The organism is Micromonospora tarensis (genome assembly GCF_016803395.1).
GTDB classification, from domain to species: Bacteria; Actinomycetota; Actinomycetes; order Mycobacteriales; family Micromonosporaceae; genus Micromonospora; species Micromonospora tarensis.
Genome location: NZ_JAEVHL010000094.1, coordinates 1 through 22,295, shown reverse-complemented (window position 1 = coordinate 22,295; position 22,295 = coordinate 1). Strand labels below are relative to the sequence as shown.

Below are 22,295 nucleotides of genomic sequence, written 5' to 3'. Positions count from 1 at the left end.
CTGGCCCTGGTCGGCCTGGCCCACGCGGCCACCGGCGGCCTGCTGCTGCTCGCCGGCGACCGGCCGCTGACCGAGCTGGCCAGCCCGCACGTCCTGCTCGCGGCGACCGCCGCGGTGATAGCCGGCGCGGTGGCCGTGCTGGCGGTCGGCGACCGGTACCCGCTCTTCTTCGCCGCCATCGGGGTGGGCGCCGCGAGCGGTCTGGGCGCGCTGCTCTGCCTGGCTTTCGGCCTCGACGCGGCGGCCGCCGCCGCGGTGGTGGCGGCGGTCGCCTTCGGCGTGCTGCCGGCGCTGCCGATGATGGCCTACCGGCTGGCCCGGCTGCCGGTGCCATCGATCCCGACCGGCCCGGAGGACCTGAAGACCGACAGCGAGTCGGTCGACGGCCGGCAGGTGCTCCAGCGGAGCGAGCGGGCCGACCAGTTCCTCACCGGTCTGCTGTGGACGGTGTCCCTGCTGGTGCTGGGCGCGCAACTGGTACTGGCCCTGGACGGGCGGCTGCCGGCGGTCCTGCTGTGCCTGGTGCTGGCCCTGTTGGCGTTGCTCCGGGCCCGGCCGCTGCTGGGTCGCGCCCAGCGCACCCCGGTCCTGCTGGCCGGCACCGTGGGCCTGGGCCTGGCCGCCGCGGCCACCTTCACCGGCGGGTCGTTGCCGGTCCGGCTCGGTCTGATCCTGGGTGGGCTGGTACTGGCCGCGGTGATCAGCCTGATCTACGGTCTCACCGTCGCCGGCAAGCGCATCTCGCCGGTGTGGGGCCGGCTGCTCGACATCGCCGAGATCCTGCTGATCATCTCGCTGGTTCCGCTCGCCTTCTGGGTCTGCGGCCTCTACGGCTGGATCGTCAACCTCCGACCCTGACCGCGCTCCACAGGCCGGTCGGTCCGCGACGGGCCGGGGGTCAGCGCGGTTGCGGGCCGGTGGGGAGGCCCAGCGCCGATGCGACCGGGGCGGTGGCGTAGACGCCGGGTGCGTGCTGGCCGTCCATCGCTCGGGTGGTCGCGCCAGCCCGCTGCGCGATCTCCCGGACCACCTTGACCAGCGCTTCGACGTGGTTGTCCATGGCCGCGACCCGAAGCAGCGGCGCCGCGACCCGACCGTCCGCCGACACGGTCGCGGCCACCGTGTGGGACGGAGCCGAGGTCGCGGTGATCGCGTCCACGAGCGGGCCGAGCGGGGCGTCCGAGCGGCCTCGCAGGGCCAGGCAGCGGTGGGTCCACCCGCCGCCGCGCAACCCGCGCCAGGTCTCCGATGGCGCCTCGGGCACCAGGTCCAACCCGGCGGCGGAGACGATGGCCGCGCGCAGTTCCTCGCGACTGAGTGGCCGGTGGGCCAGGCCCGCCGAGGTCAGCGCCTTGCCCAGCCGGCCGATTCCGGCGGCCACCGTCCGGTGCACCCCGGGCAGCCCGCCGCCCCGGCTGACCGCCTTCACCCGAGCGTCCGCGACGGTGAGCCGCAGTGCCACCCAGACGGTTCGGTGCGCCGCCGGTGGCGCGCCGGGCGCCGGGTACCAGACCAGCGTGTGTGCGACGACCTGGGCCCGGGACACCGGGGCGCTGAAGTCCGCGAGGACGCGCAGCGCGCGGTCCACCATGGCGGCGTCGACCGAGCCGACCGCCGCGCCGCTGGCGGCCTGTAGGGCGACCGCGGCGAACCAGCCCTGGTCGTCCTGCCCGATGCCGAGCCGGGTGCCCCGGTCGGTCAGCTCGATGACGTTCAGTCCCGGGGCGAGCGCGGCCAACCGGGGGTCGACCGCCGTACCCCTGGCCAGCGCCGCCGACGCCCGCTCCCCGCGTCGCCGCAACCGCCGGCGCAGCAGCAGGTCCTCGAACCACCAACGGCCGCCGCGACGGGCGAACGCGGCCAGGATGACCAGCACCGCCAGCACGCCCACCGTGGCCACTACCCACCCGGGCCGGGCCGTGGCGGCCCAGACGCCGACCACGCACAACTCGAGCACGACGAGCTGCCCGACCAACAGCGGTCCGACCCGTCCACGGCCGGTCCGGTCGGCCGGCGGCGCCTGCCGCGTCGGAGTGTCGGACGGGTCCGTGGCCGCTCGGGCGGGTCGCGCCTGAACCTGCGTCATCGCTGACTGTCCCTCCTGCACGGTAGGGCCCTGCGCCGGGTCTGCTCCGGTGCCGGCCACGAACGGTGGTCCCAAGCAACCACTGTCGGCCCCTTATCGTAGGGAAGCCCGCGACGGCACCCCGACCTGATCGTCGCGGATCCACCCCGCCGGAGGTAAGTCATGCGGACCCGCCGCGATCAGGTGCAGGCGTACCGCTTCGTCACCCGCCGCATCGTCTCCGCCTTGCTGTCGGGCGATCCGGAGACCACCAACCTGCCGATGCGACGGCTCGGGATGGCGGTCTTCGGCAGTGTCATCGCCGCGGCCGTCGTGCTCGGTGGGGTGGGTGCCTACGGCCAGTTGACCGGAAACACCGCGCCACTGCAAGACCAGACCCTGGTCATCGAGCGGGATACCGGCGCGACCTACGTGTTCCTGCGGGGAAAGCTGCACCCGACGCTCAACTACACCTCGGCCCGCCTGATCGTGAACGATGCGAGCGCGGAGGTGCGGACGATGTCCCAGGCGTCGCTGCGGGACCGGCCACGTGGGGTCACCCTCGGCATCGTCGGCGCGCCGGACGCCCTGCCGGACCGCAAGTCGCTGACCGGGCTGCCGTGGTCGGTCTGTGATGTGCCCGACCCGGTCGACCCGCAGCGCTCGACCACCCGACTCGTGATCGACCGGGCGCTGCCCGGCGGCACCCCGCTGGGCGACCGCGCGGTGCTGGTCTCGGTGAACGACGACCAGCGGTATTTGATCACCAACAACATCCGGCTCCAGGTGCTCGACGTGGCGCGGACGACCACGGCGCTACAGATGGCCGGCGCCGAGCGGCTCCGGGTCGGGCAGCAACTCCTCAACGCCGTGCCGGCCGGGCCACCGCTGCGCAGGCCGTCGCTGCGCGGCGAGGGTGAAGCCAGCAACCGGAAGATCGCCGGACGGTCGCACCCCGTCGGTTCGGTGTTCAAGGCCGCCGGACGGCACTACGTGCTGACCCGGGAGGGTCTCGTCTCGGTCACTGAGATCACCGCTCTGCTGCTGGTCAGTGACGGCGCCCAGATCACCGACATCACCCCGAACCAGGCCAGTGAGGTGTTCGTCGAACAGCGGATCGAGGAGGAGGGATTGCCCCAGACGCTGCCCACCCTCTACCCGGCCCGCCCCGGCCAGACCACGCTCTGCGCGACCTACCGGGCGAATGCCTCCGGTGGCCCGCCGACCACCACCCTTGAGGTCTTCGACCGGGTGCCGGAGGAGCTGACCGGCAGCGATCCGGGCATGGTGCCGGTACGCCAGACCGGCCGGGACGCCGTACGCACCGCCGAGGCGGTGCTCCTGCCCGGCGGCAAGGGGGTCATCGCGCAGGCCTCACCCGGGGCCGGGACCAGCGGATCCGGCGCCGCCGGGTCGACGGTCTACCTGATCAGCCCGCAGGGCATCCGGTACCCGCTGGGCTCGGCGGAGACCCTGGAGGTGCTCGGCTACGGCGGGGTCACCCCGTTGGCGGTGCCCGGCTCGCTGCTCTCGCTGATCCCGACCGGGCCGACGCTGAACCACGAGAACGCGTTGGCCGTCTTCGCGCCCGACGTGCCGGATCCGGCCGCCCCGACCGCACCGGCGTCCGTGGCACCGAGTTCGGTCGCGCCGACCGCCGCCGCACCACCGTCCGGCTCGACGCCGTCCGCTCCGGCCAGCGCTGGCACGCCCAGCGGCGGGGCCGGCGGTGTCACGCCCACCGGATCGACCGGCACCGACGGCTGAGCAGCGTTGACGGGTCGCCCGGAGTCGTAGTGGTGGACTAACCTGAATGTCGCTGACGGTTGTCAACCAGAACGACGGGGATGTTGCCATGGCCGGGCGTACGGAAGTCGACCTACTGTCCCTTGAGGACTTCCATGACCACTTGGCGGCACGGTTGAGCCAGGCCGAGTCGGTGCTGCGCAAGCTCAACACCGAGATGCAGTGCCGCCCGCCGGCGCTGGGCTCGTTCTTCGACGCCACCGACCAGGCGCGTCGCTACAGCGAGGTGCACCAGTCCTATGTCGACCAGGCCGAGCGCATCCGGCAGGCGGTGCTGGCGGCCCAGCAGGCGACCAGCACGATCCTGCGCAACTACCGCACCGCCGAGGCGCGTAACGCGGCGAACGCCGAGGATGTCACCGCCGCGCTGACGCCGGTCGACCGGGCGTTGCAGCCGAAGGGGGACGGTCGTGTCTGAATACACGCAGCGCTACCAGGGCAGCAGCCACCAGCAGTTGTACGACGGCCTGATGGCGGGCAAGCCGGAGCAGATCGAGGGGGTGGCCACCCAGTGGGCCGAGCTCAAGGGCATCCTCGACGGGCTCGGCCGCGAGTTGAACGGTGACCTCGAGAAGCTCGGCAACACCTGGACGGGTTCGGCGGGCCGGGAGTTCCATCGCCGACTCAGCCTGATCGTCGCGCACACCGACGCGTTGGGCGAAGGGATGGCCGGCATCAAGCAGGGGTTGACCATGATGGCCGACCATCTGCGCGCCGCCCACAAGCAGGCCGAGAGCCCGGAGGAGACCGACGACAACGACCAGTTGATCGGCGGTGCGATCAAGGGTGCGGCCACCTTCGGTCTGACCGGTGCGATCGTCGGGGGCATCGCGGGCCACCAGCAGGACAAGGCCGAGCAGGAGAAGGCCCACCAGCGGATGGTGAACCTGGTGGCCGAGTTGGCCAGCAGTTACGAGATCTCCGCCTACGACCGGGTGGTCGACCCGCCCCCGCCCGACCCGGATACTCCGAGCACCGCCAGCAAGGACTCGACGACGCCGCAGAGTGTCTCGGGCATCGCCAAGGTGAGCGCCGGACCGCACACCGGCGACAGCACAGTGCGCGGCGGCGACGCGACCATTTCCACGCCGGACCGTGCCGCCCGTCCGCCGGTCACCGGGGACACCTCGATCCCTGGCCACGACAGCGCCGACCGCACTCCCGGCGTGGTCGTCGGTCCGGGCGGGGTGGGCAGCGGCAGTGGCACCTCGCTCGCCGGGGCGGGTCCGCTGGTCGACGGCGCGCTGATCGCCGGCGGTGGTGCCGGGCTGCTCAGCCTGTCCGGGTCGCCCACGGTGCCCACCAGCGCGAACACCGGCCCCGGCCTGCTCTACGGAGCGCCGGGCGGGGCGCCGGCCGGTGGGGTGCTGCGCAGTGGCGCACTGGCGGGCTCGGGCGGCACTCCCGCCACGTCGGCTCGTCCGACCGGCGCTCCGGTCCCGACGGAGAGTCGCCCGGTCAACGGGATCGGTCGCAGCTTCGACGGCCAGCGCGGCGGTGGCGGCAACGCCCGACCGGGCTCCGGCGGCGGCACCGGCCGCCCGGGTGTGCTCGGCGGGCACGGTCGGCCGCAGGACGACGACTCCGACGACCGGCTGACGTGGTTGACCGAGGACGAGATGGTGTGGCGGGACGGCGAGCAGGCCGCACCGCCGGTGCTCGGCACCGGAGACTGACCTCGACCCGTCGCTGGCGAGCCCACCCGACGCGCGGTGCCCCCGACCGGCGGGTCCGGTCGGGGGCACAATGCCGAACGGCCGCGTCCACAGTGCCCGGGGTGGTGGCGGTCACGCCGGTGCGGGCCGTCGCCGTGCTGCGAGACCCGGCAACGGGCGATAGGTTGGTCTGGTGTCGTCCGCAGCGTCCGTCCGCCCGGCCCGCTGGGCTGTGCTGCGGTCACTGCGCGAACTGACCCGCCTGGCGGTCACGGCGCTGGTGCTCGCGGTCGGCCTCGGTGCCGCTCTCGCCGCGACCCCGCCCCCCGCCCCCACGCAGCTGCGGCCGAGCGCCGTGAGCAGCCGGGTGCCCACGGTCCGCCCCGACACCGGCCCGGGCATTCAGCGGGCCGACCAGCCCGCTGTCGCCGCACCGACCGACCCGGTGGAGATCGCGACGGCGGCCGTCCGATCATCACGGTGAACCCGGGGCACGCGCCGGCCGTCGAGCCCGGCCGGGCCACTCCTGCGCGACGCGGTCCGCCCGCCCGCTGATCCCGGCCCGGCCATTCCCGGGGCCGGGTCCCGGGTGAGCCGTCCCGGCACCTGATCGCCGCCGACGGATCCACCCCGCCGCCTGGCCAACCGGTGCTGCCGCGCCCTCCACCGCCCGTCGATACCCGCCTTCGACCGCGAGGTGCTGATCATGCAATCCATCCTTTCCGCCGCCCTGCCCGACCTGTCCCGCGCCGCCGTCATCTGGCTGACCCTGCTCGCGGTGATCGGAGTCGCTGTCTCCGCGCTCCTGCTCCGGCCCGGCCGGCTCCGCCTCGACCCGGGCGCCCGGATCCGCCGCGCGGCCATGCCGAGCCAACTGGAACAGGCGCAGGAGGAGCGGGAGCAGGGCCGCTACGCGCAGGAGGTCGCGGTGGCCGCCGAGCGGGCGACCACCACCGCGCAGCGCCGTCGGGCCGAGTGGGTGGCGGCGCAGGAGGCGGTCGAGGCGGCCTGGCAGACCTACGAGGCGGCGGAGGCGGCCGTACGGCGGCTCGACGCGGCGCGGGCCATGCCGCTGCCGCACACCACCCGGACGCCGGCCGAGTACGCGGACCGCGAGCGGTACCTGCACCGGGCCGCGCTGGACGCGTACTGGCGGCGGGAGTTGTCGGTGGAGCAGCTCAGTGACGTGTTCGCGCACCGGGACGGCTGGGATCCACGGCTGCACCCGGTCGAGCAGGAGTTGGTGCTGCAGCGGGCGATCCGCGACAACCTGGCGGCTCGGCACGCCGCGGCCCGCGAGCAGGAGCAGGCCGCGTGGCGGGCGGCGGAGTTGGCCGTGGCGGCGGCCCGCAGTCTGCGCGAGGAGGCGCACGCCGCCACCGGACGCCGGGTCGCGGAGCCCGCGTCGGTGTTGCCGCTCAGCGAGGTTGCCCGACCGTCGGTTGAGCAGACCCGGGAGAACGCCGTGATCGCCCGCGGCCGGGCGACGGTGCCCGCGTTCTGAGCCGCGCGGCGGCGCCCGCGTTCTGAGCCGGGTGACGGCGGGTGGGTTAGCGTGACGGCATGTCTCGACAGGCGTGGGTCCTCGTGGTGGTCGCCGGCATCCTGGCGCTCGGCACACTCGTCGGCGCGGTGGTGCTGGCGGTGCGGGTGGTGCGTACCCGACGGCTGCTGACCGGGCTCGGCGCGGGCGGGAAGGTCGCCTTCTACGGCGCGCTGATTTACACGATCTTCCCGGTCGACGTGCTTCCGGACCCGATCTACCTGGATGACATGGGTGTCCTGGCCGCCGCGCTGATCTACCTGACCCGGCTGGTGCACCAGCGCCGGGCTGCGGGTCGGCAGCTGCCCGGTCAGCCGGACGCCCCGCCGGACCGCCGTCGGACCGGCCGCCGGGTGCCATGATCGAGGACGGCTCGACGGACAGGGACCGGGCGTGGCGGGCGATCATCGACTAGACGTGCATGATGAGCGTGTTGTCGCCTTCTGCGCGGAACGCCACCTTGCCACGCTCAGCACGCTGCGGGCGGACGGCACCCCGCACGTCGTACCGGTCGGGGTGACTCTCGACCCGGAGGCCGGATTGGCCCGGGTGATCACCTCCGGCACCTCCCGCAAGGCCCGTAACGTGGCCGCCGCCGGCCCGTCCGGCGCGGTGGTGGCCGTGTGCCACCTCGATGGCCGCCGGTGGCTGACCATCGAGGGCCGCGCGGTGGTGCGGTCGGATCGGGCCGCCGTGGCCGAGGCGGAGCGGCGCTACGCGCAGCGGTATCGGCCGCCGCGTCCGAATCCGGAGCGGGTCGTCATCGAGATCACCGTCACCGGGCTGCTGGGCAGTCTCTGAGCGAGAAGCCCTGCCGGCAACCGGCGGAATTCTCGGCGGAGCAGAGCGGTTACCTACTCAGTATGCCCAGGGTCGTGGCCCCGCAGGCCTCGCCCGCACGCTGCGCCGAGCGCCATTCCCGGTGCTGCCGTCCTCCGCGACCGGAGGCGCCAACCCCCCGAACGGAGACTCGACCATGAACCCAATCGTGCAGAAGAGCGGTCTGTCCGTCGTCGGCCTGCTGGTCGCCGGCGGTTGCGCCCTCGGCCCCGCGGTGGCCGCGCCGGCCGCTCCGGCGCCGGCCGCCCCGGCCACGTCCAGCCAGAACGATCGGCCCGCCGAGCGGATCCTCGGGATCGACTACCAGGCCCAGCCGAACTTCTACTACTGCGGCCCGGCCGCGACCCGGATCGCGTTGTCCGCTCAGGGCAAGGCGCTCTCCCAGGACGAGGTGGCCAACCTGCTCGGCACCACCGAGGCGGGCACCCCGTCGGCCCTGGACACCACCCGGGTGCTCAACGAACTGACCGGGGGCAGGTACCGGACCACCGAGATTCGTGACTCGGTGGCCCGCCCCGACCAGGTCGAGCAGCTGCGCCGCGACGTGCTGGCCGCGTCGACGCCGGTCGACCGGTGGTGGCCAACATCAAGGGCACGACTGTGGACACCGACGGCAACCCGCACTCGTACGAGGGCGGCCACTACCTGACCCTGGTGGGCTACCGCGACCATGGCGACCTGATCCGGGTCGCCGATCCGGCCGACCCGGCGCTGGGCGAGTACTGGATGAGCCTGCCGAAGGTCGCCAACTGGATCGCCGAGCGCGGCTACTCCGCCTGACCCTGACGGTTCACCGGGCCGCCTCTCCCGCGCGGGGAGGCCGGCCCGACCGTGATCACGGTTCCGGGCGGCGAGGTGCGCGCGTCGACGAGCCCGAGCGGCCCGCGTCGACGGCACCCGGAGCATGTGCCGGCGGACCGGCGGGTGAACCTCCGCCTCGCCGGCACCGGCCGCCCGGCGTACGATCCGATTGGCGTCGTCGGGCTCACAGCCGCACGCGCGGAGCAGGTCGCTCGACGCGGTACGCAGCCCGGTCACGAGCGACTCGCCGAACGAGCCAACGCCACTCGCGACGGCCCGCCCGGCCAGCTCGGCACACTGCTCGACCAACCGGCGGGTGTCTCTCGGGTCCGCACCGACCCGGCACTCCGTCCGCATCTTCATCACCGCCTGCCCCAACCGGCCCATCGCGTCCGGTAGCTCCGCTGGCATCGGCTCGTCGTACTGGAGTGCGGTCGTCGACCAGCGGGCCATGGCACGGCTGTCCAGCAGCAACCGCTCCAGGTGAGCCGCGCTGCGGGCGTAGCGGTGGTACTGCTGCCGGCGGTGCCAGCGCGCCGGGGCGATCGTCACCACCTCCTCCGCCCCGCTCAGCGCATCATGCAACCGACCCAGATCGTCCTCGGTGCCACGGAGCCGCTCCAGCACCCCGAGGGTGCGCTTCTCGTCGCGCTCCCGCACCGCCCGGGCCAGCTCGCCGAGCTGCTCGCAGATGATCGCGAAGATCGGTGCGGCAGCCCGGTCCAGCACCCGCAACGGATTGATCGGCAACAGCAGCGCGACCACCACCAGACCGACAGCGCCGCCGACGAGGGCGTCGAAGATCCGGGGCAACTCCAGGCCACGGTCCATCGGGGCCAGCGTGGCGATCAGCACGGCGGTACCGCCGGCCTGACCGACGAGTGCGCCGCCCCTCCCGGCCACCAGCAACGCGACGGCGATGGCCAGCGCGACCACCACACCGGTCTGCCACGGCCCGGAGCCGAGGACGAACCGCAGCGTGTCGCCGATGATGATCCCCAGCGATACGCCACCCAACAGTTCGAAGGTACGTCGAGCGCGTTGCCCGATGGCGGTGGCGATCGTACCGACGGCGGCGGCGGGCGCGAAGACGTGCGCGCCAGGCCCCAGCAGGTGCTGGGCGAGCAGGGCGGCGATCGCCGCGGCCAGCCCGGCCTGGATGGAGATGACCAGGGTTACTTCCCACTGCCGGGCCCGGACCCGGCCGGCCTGCCCGCCGCGGTGCCGTACCCGCTGGACCGCCTGGCCGCTGCGCTCGGCGGCCTCGTCGAGCCGCGACTGATCGCGCTCGGCGGTCGGACGGTCGGCGGCCATGGCGACGGTTACCCCGCCCACGGGAGGGCATTCGCGCCGGTCCGCCACCACCGCCACCACTGGTCTCACGCACACCGTCGAACACATCGGCGACCGTAGGTTTGTGCAGCCCGGTGGGGGTACCAGGGGCACAGACCTGCCACGATCAGCAACCGGTAAGGGGCCGGGACATGAGCTATCCGCAGCACACCGACGACCACGACGTCGTCGACCTCCTGGTCTCCGACCACGGCGCGGTCGAGGCGATCCTGGTCGAGTTGGAGACCCGGCAGGGCACCGCGGCGCACCGCCGTCACCTCGCCGATGTGGTGATCGCCGAGCTGGTCCGCCACGCGGTCGCCGAGGAGGCGTACGTCTATCCAATCGCCCGCAAGGCACTGCCCGACGGAAACGAGATCGCCGACCGCGAGATCGCGGAGCACGCCGACGCCGAGCGGACCATGAAGGAGCTGGAGTCCGTCGACCCGTCCGACCCGCGCTTCGAGGAGTTGCTCGGCCAGCTGACCGGCGCCATCCGACAGCACGTGCGGGAGGAGGAGAACGAACTCTTCCCCCGGTTACGCGCGGCGACGGCGCGGGAGGAGTTGGTCGACGCGGTGGCCAAGGTGACGATGATCAAGCAGCTCGGCCCGACCCGGCCACACCCGGGACGCCCGGAGCGTCCGGTGGCCAACAAGCTGCTCGCGCCCGGCATCGGTCTGGTCGACCGGCTGCGCGACGCCCTGACCGGTCGGCCCAACTCGATAGCGGAGCTGGACGAGCAGCGCTGAGGCGGCCACTTCGGACGGACGTCACCGGGCCGTCGCGCACCACGACAGCCCGGTGACGTCGGGCAGATCAACGGACCTGGTCGCCCTCACCGGTGCGCGCCTGCGCCTGGTCGACGCCCTTGTCGATGTTGTCGGCGTACTTGCCGCCGGAGCGCTTGTCGGCCGTCTCGCCGGCCTTCTCCATGCCCTGGTCGACCTGCTTGTCGTGCTTGTCCGCGAAGTCCTTGGCCTTGTCCATGAAGTCACCCACGGCGCTCCTCCTTCGGTGTGCTGGCTATCAGTTGCCTTCCCTCGGCCCGACAGCGCAAACGCCGCGGTTCGGAACGTGGTCCGCGAACATCCGTCCGACGACCCCGGCCCGGCGTACGATCCGCGCGGGCAGCCACCGCCGCGAAACGGGTGTCGGTGCACGGCCGGCTGGGTACCGACCTCGCCGAGATCGAGGAGGACCGACATGGCGGCAGAGGAACCCGAGACAGCGGCCGGCGACCCCGGTCTGCGGCACAGTTGGGCGGCGCTGCCCTGGCTGGTCCGGACCGCCGTGTTGTGGAGCGCCTGCCTGGTGGTGATCGCCGCCGGGCTCTATCTGCTGGGCCGGATCGCCGCGCTGCTGGCCCCGCTGGCCGTCGCGCTGGCCGCCACCATCTTCCTCACCGCGCTGCTCGACCCGGTGCTGCTCCGGCTGCGCCGGCTGCGTCTGCCGGCGGCGCTGGCCGCGTTGTGCACCGTGCTGTTGCTGCTCGGCATCCTGGTCGGCGTCGGCGCCCTGGTGTGGAATCTGACCGCCAGCCAGTTCGACCAGCTCAGCCAGGAGCTGACGCAGGGCGTGGAGCGCAGCCGCGACTTCGTGACCTCCACCCTGCCGGTCAGCGAGGCACAGCTGGACCGGCTGGTCGAGCAGGCCCGGCAGGGGCTCGGTGGCAGCTCTCCGGACCCGGTGGCCGGCGCCCGGACCGCCACCGAAGTGTTCGGCTCCGCGCTGCTCGCCCTGGTGCTGCTCTTCTTCCTGCTCAAGGATGGCCGGTCGATGTGGCACTGGGTGCTGTCCCGGGTGTCCGGCCCGAACCAGCCGGTGCTGGCTGAGGCCGGCCGAAACGGTTGGCAGACGTTGGGCGCGTACAGCCGGGGCACCATGTTCATCGCCGCGGTCGACGCGCTCGGCATCGGGCTGGCTCTGGTGGTGCTGCGGGTTCCGCTCGCCCTGCCGTTGGCGTTGATCACGTTTCTCGGCGGGTTCGTGCCGATCATCGGCGCGACGGTGGCCGGCGCGGTCGCGGTGCTGGTGGCGCTGGCCGCGAACGGCCCCACCACCGCGCTGCTCACCCTCGCGGCGGTGATCGCCGTTCAGCAGATCGAGGGCAACCTGCTGGAGCCCCTGGTCATGAAGCGGCAGGTCCGACTGCACCCGGCGGTGATCCTGGTGGCGGTCACCGCTGGCACTCTGATCGGCGGCATCGCCGGTGCCTTCGTCAGCGTCCCGATCACCGCCGTCCTCTGGCGGGTCATCGACACCGTCCAACAGCGCCGCGCGAGCGCGGCCCTCCTGCCGGCGGACTGATCATCGGCGGAGGTGGCTGCTGAACCAGGCGCCGGCCTGATCGGCGACCTGCTCAAGCGTGCCGGGCTCCTCGAAGAGGTGGGTCGCACCGGGGACCACCTGGAGCTGGCCGACCGTGCCCAGCTCGGCCAGCGCCCGCTCGTTGAGCGTGATCACTTCCTCGTCCAAGCCACCGACCAGCAGCAACGTGGGGGTGCGGACCTGGGCCAGCGCGTCCCCGGCCAGATCCGGTCGACCTCCTCGGCTGACCACGGCCCGCACCCGATCCGCCCGGGACGCCGCCGCGACCAGGGCCGCGGCAGCGCCGGTGCTGGCCCCGAAGAGACCGATCGGTACGTCACCGGCGGGGCGCTCGACCGCCAGCCAGTCGACGATCCCGACCAGCCGGCTGGCCAGCAACCCGATGTCGAACCGCAGTTCGGCGGTGCGCGCGTCCACCTCGTCCTCGGCCGGGGTCAGCAGATCCGCCAGCACCGTGCCGAGTCCACTGTCGTTCAGCGTCCGGGCCACCGCCACGTTGCGCGGGCTGTGCCGGGAACTGCCGCTGCCGTGCGCGAAGAGCACCACGCCGATCGGCTGGGCGGGAAACATCAGGTCGGCGGTGAGCTGGGCGTCCCCGACCGCAACGGTCATCGTGCTGCGCTGCTCGTCCATGCCCCACCTCCGGGTGCTCGGCTCTGGACCGGTTACCCCGCCCAGCGCCCGGCACGCCCGCCGACCGCCGCCCCGGCCGGCCGCGTTTGCCCGACAGGGCGGCGGGTACGCGACGAGCGACCGCAGACCGGGTCGGCGCAACCGCGCCCCGACGGATCGCGAGGATCGCCATGGCCAAGCAGCAGATTTCCGAGCAGCAGCAGAAGACCGAGCGGGCCCGGCGTGCGCAGGACACCGAGCCCGACCAGGACTTCGGGGACCAGGCCGCCTCGGCCCGGCTGCCCGACGACCCCAAGGCCGCGGCACCCCGGGACGCGATCGGGCGCCCCTCGACCGGCGAGCCGGTCTGACAGCTCGCGGAGGCGGTCGGGGCGGGAGCGTGCCTCCGCCCCGACCGTCACTGTTCGCGCTCGGGTAGCCGCAGCAGTGGTGACCGCCCCGGCGGCTGCTCGGGCGGCGGCCCGGACGGGTCGGCCGGCGGCACCGGCACCGTCACCGGCTCGTCGCAGGTCACCCGCAGCAGCTGGTCGTGGTGGCGCAGCTCGACCACGTCGTCCGGACCACCGTGGCGCAGCGAGTATGTCGTCTGGTGTGGCCGGACGTCCACCCGCAGCGCCAGCCCGCGCCACTGCAACGAGAACTCCAGGCGGCTGAGTCGGCTGGAGAGCCGGGGAGCGAACGTCAGCCCGCCGTCGTGGTCCCGCAGACCACCGAACCCACTGACCAGGGCGAGCCACGCGCCGGCCAACGACGCCATGTGTACGCCGTCCCGGGTGTTCTCGTTGAGGTCGTGCAGGTCCATCAGCGCGGCCTCGCGCAGGTAGGTGTGCGCCAGCTCCGGGTGGCCCACCTCGGCCGCGAGCACCGACTGGGTGCAGGCCGACAGCGACGAGTCGCGTACGGTGCGGCGCTCGTAGTAGAGGAAGTTACGCACCTTCTGCTCCGGGGTGAACGCGTCCCCCCGCCAGTGCATGGCCAGCACCAGGTCGGCCTGCTTGACCACCTGCTTGCGGTACAGCTCGAAGTACGGGTAGTGCAGCAGCAGCGGGTACTTCTCCGCCGGGGTGTGGGTGAAGTCCCACTCCTGGAGCCGGGTGAAGCCCTCCACCTGCTGGTGGACCCCGAGCTCCTCGTCGTACGGGACATGCATGGAGGTGGCCGCGTCCCGCCAGCTCGCGGCCTCCTCGTCGGTGACCCCGAGGTGGGACGCCTCGTCCCGGTAGCGCATCACCACGTCGGCGGCGGCCAGCAGGTTCCGCTGCGCCATCAGGTTGGTGTAGATGTTGTCGTTCTTCACCGCGGTGTACTCGTCCGGGCCGGTGACACCGTCGATGTGGAACTGCCCGTGCCGGTCGTGGTGGCCGATCGAGCGCCACAGCCGGGCGGTCTCCACCAGCAACTCCAGCCCGATCTCGCGTTCCAGCTGGGTGTCGCCGCTGACCATGACGTAGCGGCGCATGGCGTCGGCGATGTCGGCGGCGATGTGGAAGGCCGCCGTGCCGGCCGGCCAGTAGCCGGACGACTCCGGCCCCTCGATGGTCCGCCAGGGGAAGGCGGCGCCCCGGAGGTTGAGTGTCTCGGCCCGCTCCCGCGCCGATTCCAGGGTGCTGTGCCGCCACTGCAACGCGCTGCGCACCGCGCTCGGCTGGGTGTACGTGAGCACCGGCAGGACGAACATCTCGGTGTCCCAGAAGGCGTGTCCGTCGTAGCCGGGGCCGGTCAGCCCCTTCGCCGAGATGGGCCGCTGCTCGGCCCGTGCGCCGGCCTGGAGCACGTGGAAGAGCCCGAACCGGACCGCCTGCTGCACCTCCGGGTCGCCCTCGACCAGCACGTCGGAGGCATCCCAGAACGCGTCGAGGTAGTTGCGCTGCTCGCGGTGCAGCCCGTCCCAGCCGTCGAGCCGGGCACCGGCCAGGGCCGCGCCGACCTGGTCGCGCAGCGCGGGCAGCGACCGCCGGCTGGACCAGCCGTAGGTCAGGTACTTGATCACCCGAAGCTTCTGGCCGGGCTGGAGCACGCAGGCGATCGTGGTGCGTACCCAGTCCTGGTAGCCCTCGGATTCGATGGTGGTGTGGTCCGGGCCGTGCACCTCGTGTTCCATCGCGACCGCGACCCGCAGCCCGGAGACCTTGGTGCGGTGGATCAGCTGGCCGCCGTCCGGGGTGGTCAGCTCCTCCTCGGCCAGGAGGGGAGATTCCAGCACCGCCGCCACCCGGGGGTCCTTGCTCTGGGCGGGCAGCGACTCGTTGGCCACCAACTCGGACTGCACGATCAGCCGCAGCGGGCCGTCGACGGCCTCCACCTCGTAGCTGATGGCGGCGACCGACCGCTGGGTGAACGAGACGAGGCGGGTGCTGCGGACCTTGACCTCGCGGCCGGCGGGTGAGCGCCAGTGCAGCTCCCGGTGCAGGGTGCCGGCCCGCAGGTCGAGGATCCGCTCGTGGGCGAGCAGTTCCCCGTAGCGCACGTCGAGGGGTTCGTCGTCGACGAGCAGGCGGATCAGTTTGCCGTTGGTGACGTTGACGATGGTCTGCCCGGACTCGGGGAAGCCGTAGCCCGCCTCCGCGTACGGCAACGGACGCAGTTCGTAGAACGAGTTGAGGTAGGTGCCGGGCAGACCGTGCGGCTCACCCTCGTCGAGGTTGCCCCGCAGGCCGACGTGCCCGTTGGAGAGCGCGAAGACCGACTCCGACTGGGCCAGCACGTCCATGTCCAGCCGGGTCTCCCGGACGTGCCACGGCTCGACCGGATAGGCCCGTTCCCGGATCACGCCGCGCCTCCCTCGCCCGCCGAGCGTCTGACGGCGGCGCGGGCGGGCGCGGACGGGTCGGCGACGTCGAGCAGGTCGGCGAGGTCGGTGACCACGACGTCGGCACCGTGCGCGCGCAACTCGTCGGCCTGTCCGACCCGGTCGACGCCGACCACGTAGCCGAACCCACCGGCGCGGCCGGCGGCCACCCCGGAGAGCGCATCCTCGAAGACGGCGGCGTGCGCCGGGTCGACGCCGAGCAGCCTGGCCCCGGCGAGGAAGGTGTCCGGGTGCGGTTTGCCACGCAGCCCCTGCGCGCGGGCGACCAGCCCGTCGACCCGGGCCTCCAGCAGCGGTTCCAACCCGGCGGCGGCGACCACCTCGCGCCCGTTGGCGCTCGCGGTCACCACGGCTCGACGCAGACCGCCGGTCCGCGCCGCCTCCAGGTATCGCACCGAGCCCGGGTAGACCTCGACACCCGAGGTTCGTAGCCGCTGTAGGAGCAGGACGTTCTTGCGGTTGCCCACGCCGTTGACGGTGTCGGCGTCCGGCGGGTCGTCCGGGCTGCCCTCGGGCAGCACGATGCCCCGGGAGGCGAGGAACGACCGGACGCCGTCGGCACGGGGGCGGCCGTCGACGTAGCGGTTGTAGTCCGGGCCCGGGTCGAACGGTTGGAATGGTTCGCCGGAGCTGGTGGCGCGCTGCCGGAGAAACTCGTCGAACGTCTGCGTCCAAGCGGCGTTGTGCACCCGGGCGGTCTGCGTCAGCACACCGTCCAGATCGAAGAGACAGGCGGTCACGTGAGCAGGTAGGCCCAGCACGGTACGAATCTATCCACCCGGCCGGGTCGGCAAACCCGTTTCCGTCGCGCCGACCCGGCTCAGTTCGGCCGCAACGTCCAGATCACGGTCATCGCCGAGGTGGGCTTTCCCTCCTCGGTTGCGATCTCCACCTGGACCGGGAACTCCGGACGCCCACCGGACGCCAGCTCCTCGATCACCTCACGGGCCGGCCGGCCGAGCCGCGCGGTGGCCAGCACCGGGCCCATGGCGAGCTTGCGGTAGGCGATCTCGCCCCGGACGGCCAGCGGCACGGCCCGGTCGAGCAGCTGCCCGAAGGCGGCCAGCACGACCGCGCCGGAGGCCGTCTCGCCGAGGGAGAACATGGCGCCGGCGTGCGGTCCGCCGACGTGGTTGTGCGTGGCCGGCGAGTCGGGCAGCCGGACCACCGCCCGCACGCCACCGTCCGCCTCCGGTGCCACCTCGACGAATTCGAGGCCGAGCGTACGGGCGAACGGCACCGCGTCGAGCATGTTGGCCGCCACCTGGCGGGAGTCGATGGTCATGTCCCGACGTTACTCGGCGGTAACCTGTCGGGCAAGGTCGGCCGATCCCGACCCGGCCGCCACCCGTTGTTCATTTCTCGCACCATTTCCCTCCGCCGTCCGATCACCTATTTGCATGAAGCCTCCCGACGCTGCCGAGAATCGCCGAACAGGGCAAGCCGATCACCGTGAACAGCCGGCGAACAAACGGCAATTGGCGCGCGCTCCGGCGGGCAACCACCTCCGCCTGGACTGCTATAACCTGGCGCCGAACTGGAGGAACGAATGACGTCGACGCCCGTGACCACGCCCCCGAAGCTACGCATTCCCGCCTTGACCGGCTTGCGCTGGTTCGCTGCTCTCGCTGTTTTCTTCCACCACTCGGCGGCGCACGACTCGCTGCCGGAACCGGTACGACGGATCATGGGAGCGGGCAGCAACGGCGTCACTTTCTTCTTTCTCCTGTCCGGGTTCGTCATCGCGTTGAACTACTTCGACGGCGCCACCCGACCGACCCCGCGCGGCACCTGGAACTACCTGATCGGTCGCCTGGCCCGGGTCTATCCGCTCTACCTGCTGGTCCTCGTCGTCGTCTGGCTGGCCGTGGACCACCACTCCAACACGAGTCGATTCCTCATCCAGGTCCTCGCCCTACAGTCCTGGCACCCGTCGCTCGTCATCACGTACGGCATCAACGCGCCGGGCTGGTCGATCGGCGTCGAGTTCTTCCTCTACGCCTGCTTCCCGCTACTGGTGCTGGTCCTGCGCCCGATCGCCAACAACGCCCGGGCCCTGCTCGCCGTGGCGGCGGCAACGATAGTCGCGACGTTCGTTTTCGCGGCGCTGTTCCAGCACTTCCGCAACGGACTGCCGGCCACGAATCCGTTCAGCGCGCACCGTTGGCTGTACCGCACGCCGGCAACCCGACTGGGGGACTTCACCCTGGGCGTGGTGACAGCCCTGCTCCTGCGGCAGGCCAAGCTGTCGTGGTCGGCGTCGGCCACCCGGGACCGGGTGTTGTCCCCGATGCTCACCTGGCTTCCCCTGGTGGCGACCCTGCTGCTGATGGCGTGGCCGGACCGGACCCGCTACTACGCCAGTTACGACGCGCTCTGGATGCTCCCCGGAGCACTGCTCTTCTTCGGCCTGGGCCAGTATCCGCAGTCCATGCTCGGTCGGTTTCTCAGCACCCGGGCCGTCGTCCTTCTCGGCGAGGTCTCCTTCGCCTTCTATCTGGTGCACCGCCCGCTCATGCTGGCGGTCGGGGAGGCGTCGTGGATGGACGACAGCCTCCCGGCCTACCTGGCCAAGATGACGGTGCTCGTCGCCTTCATCACTGTCGTCGCGGCCGGGTGCCACTTCCTGTGGGAGCGGCCGGCCCAGCGGCTCGTCAACCGCTACCTGAGGATCAGGCCGCCGGCCGCGCCCGGCGGCACGCCCACCCCGACCGCGTCGTCGACGTCAGAGGTTGGCGATCGTCCGCAGGATCTCCGCGTAGAAGTTGCCGTCGATGCTGCGGAAGAAGGAAAAGTCCTGGCCCGGGTCACCGAAGAACGGGCGTAGCGTCCACCCCAGCTGGGTGCCGACGAAGCCGAAGAGCAGGATCCAGATGTAGAGCAGGGTCATGCTGGCCGGCCGCTGCGTCGGCTCGCCACGTCGGACCGGCGGGGCGTTCCACGGGCGGTGCGCCGTCGAGTAGCCGGGCGGGAACGAGGTGCCGACCGGCTGCCCGCCCCAGTGCGCGGCAACGTGAGCCGGTGCCTGGGTCGGAGCCGGCTGGGCGGTCACGGCACCGTTCGCTGTCGACTCGACCACCGTTGCTCCGGCCGGCACGGCGACCGGCTCGGCACTCTGGCCGGCGACCGGCGCGGCAGCCGGCACCGTGGCAGCCGGCACCGTGGCCGGCGTCGCAGCGGCCGGCACCGCGGCCGGTACGGCCTGGACCGCAGCCGCCGGGTCCGCCTGGCCCTTGGCCGCCTCCGGAGCGAGCAGGCCGTGGTCGTTGAGCACCTGCATCCCGCCGGTGAGGAAGCGCAACCCGACCAGCGCCGACAGGGTGAGGATCGCCACGTTGAGCAGCTTGAAGAACCCGTAGTCGGGCGCGGTGATCAGGAAGAAGAGGCTGATCGGCGCGAACGCCACCGCGAGCATCGAGGTGACCGTGATCGCCACCATCACCAGCGCCAACGACTGCCGGACCGAGAGCCGGGCGCCGAAGACCAGGTTGAACAGGTAGAGCGTCGGTAGGCAGATGGCCAGCGTGACCAGGAACAGCAGGGGCAGCTTCAGCGCCGAGGTCAGCGCCATCAGCGGGCTGTGGAAGAAACCCAGCACCGCCCCGTAGCAGGCCAACGCGATGGCGGAGCTGGCCAGCATCCGCCCGGTCAGGGCATTGAGGTCACCCTCGGCCACGATCTGCTGCCAGATGCCCTCGCGATCCCGCAGGATGCGCTCGATGACGAGCGGGCTGGGACGGTCACCCGACACGGGTGCACCCCTCTCGGTGGTGGTGGCTGGCGGGACTGGTGGGCAGACGGTAGGGCACCGGGGGGCACCCCCGCCACCCCGCTTCGGCGGGTCGTCAGCGCCAACCCACGTCGATCCGGTCGCCGCGCTCGTCAAAGAAGTGCAGCGCGTCCATCCGCACCGAGACGGCGAGCGGGTGACCGGCGCTGACCGCCGGGTACGGCGCCAGTCGCACCGCCAGCTCCGCCGGGCGGCGGTGGTGCCGGCCCGGATCGGGGAGCACGCTGGTCTGGTTGCCGGCAGCCGGGGCGGGGTCCGGGGTTTCCACCGGCTTGCCGGTGAGTCGCTGCATCACCGAGCTGAACCGACGCAGACCCCGCTGGCCGACCGGTGGTGGTTCGAGCGGCGCGCCCATCTCGTCGACCATGATCGCGGTCGCTCCGATGTCGAGGAACGCCAACGACTCGTGCCCGTGATGCTCCAGATAGCGGATCCGCCCACGGAGCACGTCGCCGGGGCTGTCCGGGGCGACCGGGGTGAGCGCCTCGGCCCGCATGCCGACCACGATCCGCTCACCGTGGTAGTGCGCCACCGCGCGACTGCGGATGTCGTTCCAGGGCAGATAGAGCGCCTGGTCGCCGAGGTTGAGCGTGACGTACCGGTCGAGGTGGACGTAGACCGACGCCTCCAGCAGGTTCATCCGCGGGCTGCCCAGGAACGCGGCCACGTAGAGCGTCGCCGGTCGGCCGTACACCTGGGTGGGTGTGCCGACGTCCTGGAGCACGCCGCGGCGCATGATGGCCACCCGGTCGGCCATGGTGAGCGCCTCGGCCTGGTCGTGGGTGACGTAGACGGTGGTGACGCCCAGCTCCCGGGTCAGGCCGGAGATCTCCGCGCGCAGCTCGGCGCGCAGGCCGCTGTCCAGGTTGGACAACGGCTCGTCCATCAGGAACAGGCCGGGCCGGCGGACGATCGCCCGGCCCATTGCCACCCGCTGCCGCTGCCCGCCGGAGAGCTGACCCGGCTTGCGGGCCAGCACGTCACCGATGCCCAGGGCGCTCGCCACGTCGCTGACCCGCTCGCCCCTCGGCGCCGGCTCGACCCCGGCCAGCCGCAGCGGAAAGGCGATGTTGTCGCCGACGGTCATGTGCGGGTACAACGCGAAGTCCTGGAACACCATGGCGATCTTGCGGTCCCGCGGGGGCAGGTCGTTCGCCAGCTCGCCGTCGAGCATGACCGCGCCCTGGGTCGGATCCTCCAACCCGGCGATCATGCGCAGCACCGTGGACTTGCCGCACCCGGACGGCCCAAGCAGCACCATGAACTCGCCGTCGTTCACATCGAGATTGATGCTGTCGACGGCAAGTGTGCCGTCCCTGAAGACCTTGGTCACATCCTTGAGCGTGACGGTGCTCACCGTCTTCCCCCCAGCTCGTCGTCCGAACCCCACAAGACTGTGGCCAGGATCATTCGCTGAGGACATCGGGTAAACGTCTCATGTTCCACCTATGACGCTGTCATTAATCGACAGAAACCCGCTCAGCAACGCCCGGATCGCTCGCCCGGTTCGCCGAGGAACACCTGGCGGACCACCCGTTCCGCCGCGTGCCCGTCGTCCAACGTGCAGAACCGTCCCCGGAACTGCTCGCGGGCCTTGGCCGCCGCGTCCGAGCGCACCGCGTCGGTGCGGAACAGATCGAGCAGATCGGCGAAGGTGGTGGCCACCGCGCCCGGCGGCTCCGCAATCACGTCGAAGTAGACCCCCCGGGCCAGCCGGTACGCCTCCCAGTCCGGGGTGTAGAGCACGATCGGCCGATCCAGTACCGCGTAGTCGAACATGGCCGACGAGTAGTCGGTGACCAGCACATCGGCTACCAGGTAAAGATCCTCCACCCGCTGGTAACCGCTGACATCGCGAACCCGCTCCCACTCCCTCGGGCTGCCGGGACGCCGATCACGGTCGTGGAAGTAGTGGCTGCGCATCAGCAACCGACCCGAGTCACCAAGCGCCCGCACGAACCGGTCCGGGTCGAACGGTGGCCGGTAGCCGGGCAGGTGCTCGCGGTGCGTCGGGGCGTACAGGACCACCTGCTCGTCGGGGTCGAGGCCCAGCTCCGCGCGGAGCCGGCGCACCTCCTCCGGGCCGGCGGTGACCAGGCGGTCGTTGCGCGGGTAGCCGACCTCCAGGGTGGTGTACGTGGCCGGGTACGCCCGGTCCCACATCTGGGTGGAGAAGCTGTTCGCGCTCACGCTGTAGTCCCAGCGGTCCACCCGGCGCAGCAGTCCGGCGAAGTCCATCCGACCCGCGCCGATCGGGTAACGCTGCTGGTCCAGACCCATCACCTTGACCGGCGTGCCGTGGTGGGTCTGCAGGTGCACCTGCCCCGGTCGTTTGCGGACCAGGTCCGGGAAGTTGACGTTGTTGACCAGCCACCGGGCGCGGGCCAGCACCCGGTAGTACGCCGGGGTGCCGGCGACCACGTACTCCACCCCGGTCGGCACCGTGTCCGCCCGGTCCCGCCGGACGATCCACACCCCGCGCACCCCCGGCGCCACCCGCCGGGCGGCCTCGTAGATCGCCGCCGGGTTGCAGGAGTATCCCCGGTACCAGTAGGCCGCGTAGACGGCGAGCGTCGGATCGATCGGCCGGCGCAGCTCCGCCCGGTAGTACTCGCGCAGCAGCCCGTCGCGGGTCAGCCGGGCACCGCGCCGGGCGACCGGGCCGACAGTGCGTCGGGCGGTGCGGGCCC

The 22,295-nt window shown here is 72.3% G+C and carries 22 protein-coding genes and 2 pseudogenes; 14 read left to right on the top strand and 10 right to left on the bottom strand.

What is annotated here, in order from left to right; genetic code table 11:
* Positions 1-858, top strand: an 858-nt coding sequence (gene eccD, locus JM949_RS18780; protein WP_203149726.1) for a type VII secretion integral membrane protein EccD, incomplete at its 5' end; no start/stop codon positions are given.
* A 40-nt stretch (positions 859-898) separates the two neighbouring features.
* Here the strand turns inward: eccD and JM949_RS18775 are convergent.
* Positions 899-2,086 carry a type VII secretion protein EccE gene (locus tag JM949_RS18775; protein WP_203149725.1) on the bottom strand — a complete coding sequence of 396 codons (1,188 nt, stop codon included), beginning with the start codon at positions 2,084-2,086 and terminating at the stop codon, positions 899-901.
* Between the two features lie 162 nt (positions 2,087-2,248).
* On the opposite strand from JM949_RS18775, the gene eccB reads away from it, so the two are divergent.
* From eccB to JM949_RS37325, 9 genes and pseudogenes are all read left to right on the top strand, one after another.
* A complete protein-coding gene (gene eccB / locus JM949_RS18770; RefSeq protein WP_203149724.1) occupies positions 2,249-3,832 on the top strand; it encodes a type VII secretion protein EccB in 1,584 nt (527 codons plus the stop codon).
* Positions 3,833-3,878: 46 nt separating this feature from the next.
* Positions 3,879-4,289, top strand: a complete 411-nt coding sequence (locus tag JM949_RS18765; RefSeq protein ID WP_238433440.1) for a hypothetical protein — start codon at positions 3,879-3,881, stop codon at positions 4,287-4,289.
* The gene (locus tag JM949_RS18760; protein ID WP_203149723.1) at positions 4,282-5,547 is read left to right on the top strand and encodes a WXG100 family type VII secretion target; all 1,266 of its coding nucleotides are present in this window, start codon (positions 4,282-4,284) and stop codon (positions 5,545-5,547) included. Before JM949_RS18765 ends, JM949_RS18760 begins: the two co-directional genes overlap by 8 nt.
* 172 nt (positions 5,548-5,719) lie before the next feature.
* Positions 5,720-6,010 (top strand): hypothetical protein, encoded by a 291-nt coding sequence (locus tag JM949_RS18755; protein ID WP_203149722.1) that lies wholly within the window; start codon positions 5,720-5,722, stop codon positions 6,008-6,010.
* 222 nt (positions 6,011-6,232) lie between these two features.
* Entirely contained in the window at positions 6,233-7,030 is a 798-nt protein-coding gene (locus JM949_RS18750; protein WP_203149721.1) for a hypothetical protein, read from the top strand.
* Positions 7,031-7,089: 59 nt separating this feature from the next.
* Entirely contained in the window at positions 7,090-7,431 is a 342-nt protein-coding gene (locus JM949_RS18745; protein WP_203149720.1) for a YkvA family protein, read from the top strand.
* 31 nt (positions 7,432-7,462) lie between these two features.
* The gene (locus JM949_RS18740; RefSeq protein ID WP_203149719.1) at positions 7,463-7,870 is read left to right on the top strand and encodes a pyridoxamine 5'-phosphate oxidase family protein; all 408 of its coding nucleotides are present in this window, start codon (positions 7,463-7,465) and stop codon (positions 7,868-7,870) included.
* A 175-nt stretch (positions 7,871-8,045) separates the two neighbouring features.
* Positions 8,046-8,689: pseudogene (locus tag JM949_RS18735) on the top strand (C39 family peptidase).
* Between the two features lie 337 nt (positions 8,690-9,026).
* A complete protein-coding gene (locus JM949_RS37325; RefSeq protein WP_238433439.1) occupies positions 9,027-9,197 on the top strand; it encodes a hypothetical protein in 171 nt (56 codons plus the stop codon).
* A 287-nt stretch (positions 9,198-9,484) separates the two neighbouring features.
* Here the strand turns inward: JM949_RS37325 and JM949_RS37320 are convergent.
* Positions 9,485-10,024 (bottom strand): annotated as a pseudogene (locus JM949_RS37320) (FUSC family protein); the annotation flags it as partial.
* 170 nt (positions 10,025-10,194) lie between these two features.
* On the opposite strand from JM949_RS37320, the gene JM949_RS18725 reads away from it, so the two are divergent.
* The gene (locus tag JM949_RS18725) at positions 10,195-10,794 is read left to right on the top strand and encodes a hemerythrin domain-containing protein (RefSeq protein ID WP_203149718.1); all 600 of its coding nucleotides are present in this window, start codon (positions 10,195-10,197) and stop codon (positions 10,792-10,794) included.
* Between the two features lie 67 nt (positions 10,795-10,861).
* Here JM949_RS18725 and JM949_RS18720 read toward each other — a convergent pair whose 3' ends face one another.
* Positions 10,862-11,032, bottom strand: a complete 171-nt coding sequence (locus tag JM949_RS18720; RefSeq protein WP_238433444.1) for an antitoxin — start codon at positions 11,030-11,032, stop codon at positions 10,862-10,864.
* A gap of 216 nt (positions 11,033-11,248) precedes the next feature.
* Between JM949_RS18720 and JM949_RS18715 the strand changes: the two genes are divergently transcribed.
* Positions 11,249-12,352, top strand: coding sequence for an AI-2E family transporter (locus tag JM949_RS18715; RefSeq protein WP_203149716.1), 1,104 nt, complete (start codon positions 11,249-11,251; stop codon positions 12,350-12,352).
* Here JM949_RS18715 and JM949_RS18710 read toward each other — a convergent pair whose 3' ends face one another.
* Complete coding sequence (locus tag JM949_RS18710; protein ID WP_203149715.1) at positions 12,353-13,006, bottom strand: dienelactone hydrolase family protein; 654 nt, start codon at positions 13,004-13,006, stop codon at positions 12,353-12,355. It abuts the gene before it with no gap.
* Between the two features lie 170 nt (positions 13,007-13,176).
* On the opposite strand from JM949_RS18710, the gene JM949_RS18705 reads away from it, so the two are divergent.
* A complete protein-coding gene (locus tag JM949_RS18705; protein ID WP_203149714.1) occupies positions 13,177-13,356 on the top strand; it encodes a hypothetical protein in 180 nt (59 codons plus the stop codon).
* Between the two features lie 47 nt (positions 13,357-13,403).
* Here the strand turns inward: JM949_RS18705 and JM949_RS18700 are convergent, their stop codons facing one another.
* The 3 genes from JM949_RS18700 to JM949_RS18690 are packed head-to-tail and all read right to left on the bottom strand — an operon-like array spanning position 13,404 to position 17,100.
* Positions 13,404-15,776 carry a glycoside hydrolase family 65 protein gene (locus tag JM949_RS18700; RefSeq protein WP_203149713.1) on the bottom strand — a complete coding sequence of 791 codons (2,373 nt, stop codon included), beginning with the start codon at positions 15,774-15,776 and terminating at the stop codon, positions 13,404-13,406.
* Entirely contained in the window at positions 15,773-16,576 is an 804-nt protein-coding gene (locus tag JM949_RS18695; RefSeq protein ID WP_203149712.1) for an HAD family hydrolase, read from the bottom strand. Before JM949_RS18695 ends, JM949_RS18700 begins: the two co-directional genes overlap by 4 nt.
* Positions 16,577-16,635: 59 nt before the next feature.
* Positions 16,636-17,100: a DUF4442 domain-containing protein gene (locus JM949_RS18690; RefSeq protein ID WP_203149711.1), complete on the bottom strand. Its 465-nt coding sequence runs from the start codon at positions 17,098-17,100 to the stop codon at positions 16,636-16,638.
* 264 nt (positions 17,101-17,364) lie between these two features.
* Here JM949_RS18690 and JM949_RS18685 point away from each other — a divergent pair, with 264 nt between their 5' ends.
* Entirely contained in the window at positions 17,365-18,642 is a 1,278-nt protein-coding gene (locus JM949_RS18685) for an acyltransferase family protein (RefSeq protein WP_203149710.1), read from the top strand.
* On the opposite strand, the gene JM949_RS18680 is transcribed toward JM949_RS18685, so the two are convergent.
* From JM949_RS18680 to JM949_RS18670, 3 genes are all read right to left on the bottom strand, one after another.
* Entirely contained in the window at positions 18,541-19,566 is a 1,026-nt protein-coding gene (locus JM949_RS18680; protein WP_203149709.1) for a hypothetical protein, read from the bottom strand. The genes JM949_RS18685 and JM949_RS18680 overlap by 102 nt on opposite strands.
* 94 nt (positions 19,567-19,660) lie before the next feature.
* The gene (locus JM949_RS18675) at positions 19,661-20,962 is read right to left on the bottom strand and encodes an ABC transporter ATP-binding protein (protein WP_203149708.1); all 1,302 of its coding nucleotides are present in this window, start codon (positions 20,960-20,962) and stop codon (positions 19,661-19,663) included.
* A 122-nt stretch (positions 20,963-21,084) separates the two neighbouring features.
* Positions 21,085-22,295: CDP-glycerol glycerophosphotransferase family protein (locus tag JM949_RS18670; RefSeq protein ID WP_238433438.1), on the bottom strand; the 1,211-nt coding region annotated here is incomplete at its 5' end.

What these genes read in the sequence shown, in the direction of transcription:
- JM949_RS18775 (WP_203149725.1), bottom strand. Translation starts at nt 2,086, where the DNA reads ATGACGCAGGTTCAGGCGCGACCCGCCCGAGCGGCCACGGACCCGTCC.
- eccB (WP_203149724.1), top strand. Translation starts at nt 2,249, where the DNA reads ATGCGGACCCGCCGCGATCAGGTGCAGGCGTACCGCTTCGTCACCCGC.
- JM949_RS18765 (WP_238433440.1), top strand. Translation starts at nt 3,879, where the DNA reads ATGTCGCTGACGGTTGTCAACCAGAACGACGGGGATGTTGCCATGGCC.
- JM949_RS18750 (WP_203149721.1), top strand. Translation starts at nt 6,233, where the DNA reads ATGCAATCCATCCTTTCCGCCGCCCTGCCCGACCTGTCCCGCGCCGCC.
- JM949_RS18745 (WP_203149720.1), top strand. Translation starts at nt 7,090, where the DNA reads ATGTCTCGACAGGCGTGGGTCCTCGTGGTGGTCGCCGGCATCCTGGCG.
- JM949_RS18725 (WP_203149718.1), top strand. Translation starts at nt 10,195, where the DNA reads ATGAGCTATCCGCAGCACACCGACGACCACGACGTCGTCGACCTCCTG.
- JM949_RS18720 (WP_238433444.1), bottom strand. Translation starts at nt 11,032, where the DNA reads ATGGACAAGGCCAAGGACTTCGCGGACAAGCACGACAAGCAGGTCGAC.
- JM949_RS18715 (WP_203149716.1), top strand. Translation starts at nt 11,249, where the DNA reads ATGGCGGCAGAGGAACCCGAGACAGCGGCCGGCGACCCCGGTCTGCGG.
- JM949_RS18710 (WP_203149715.1), bottom strand. Translation starts at nt 13,006, where the DNA reads ATGGACGAGCAGCGCAGCACGATGACCGTTGCGGTCGGGGACGCCCAG.
- JM949_RS18705 (WP_203149714.1), top strand. Translation starts at nt 13,177, where the DNA reads ATGGCCAAGCAGCAGATTTCCGAGCAGCAGCAGAAGACCGAGCGGGCC.
- JM949_RS18690 (WP_203149711.1), bottom strand. Translation starts at nt 17,100, where the DNA reads ATGACCATCGACTCCCGCCAGGTGGCGGCCAACATGCTCGACGCGGTG.
- JM949_RS18685 (WP_203149710.1), top strand. Translation starts at nt 17,365, where the DNA reads ATGACGTCGACGCCCGTGACCACGCCCCCGAAGCTACGCATTCCCGCC.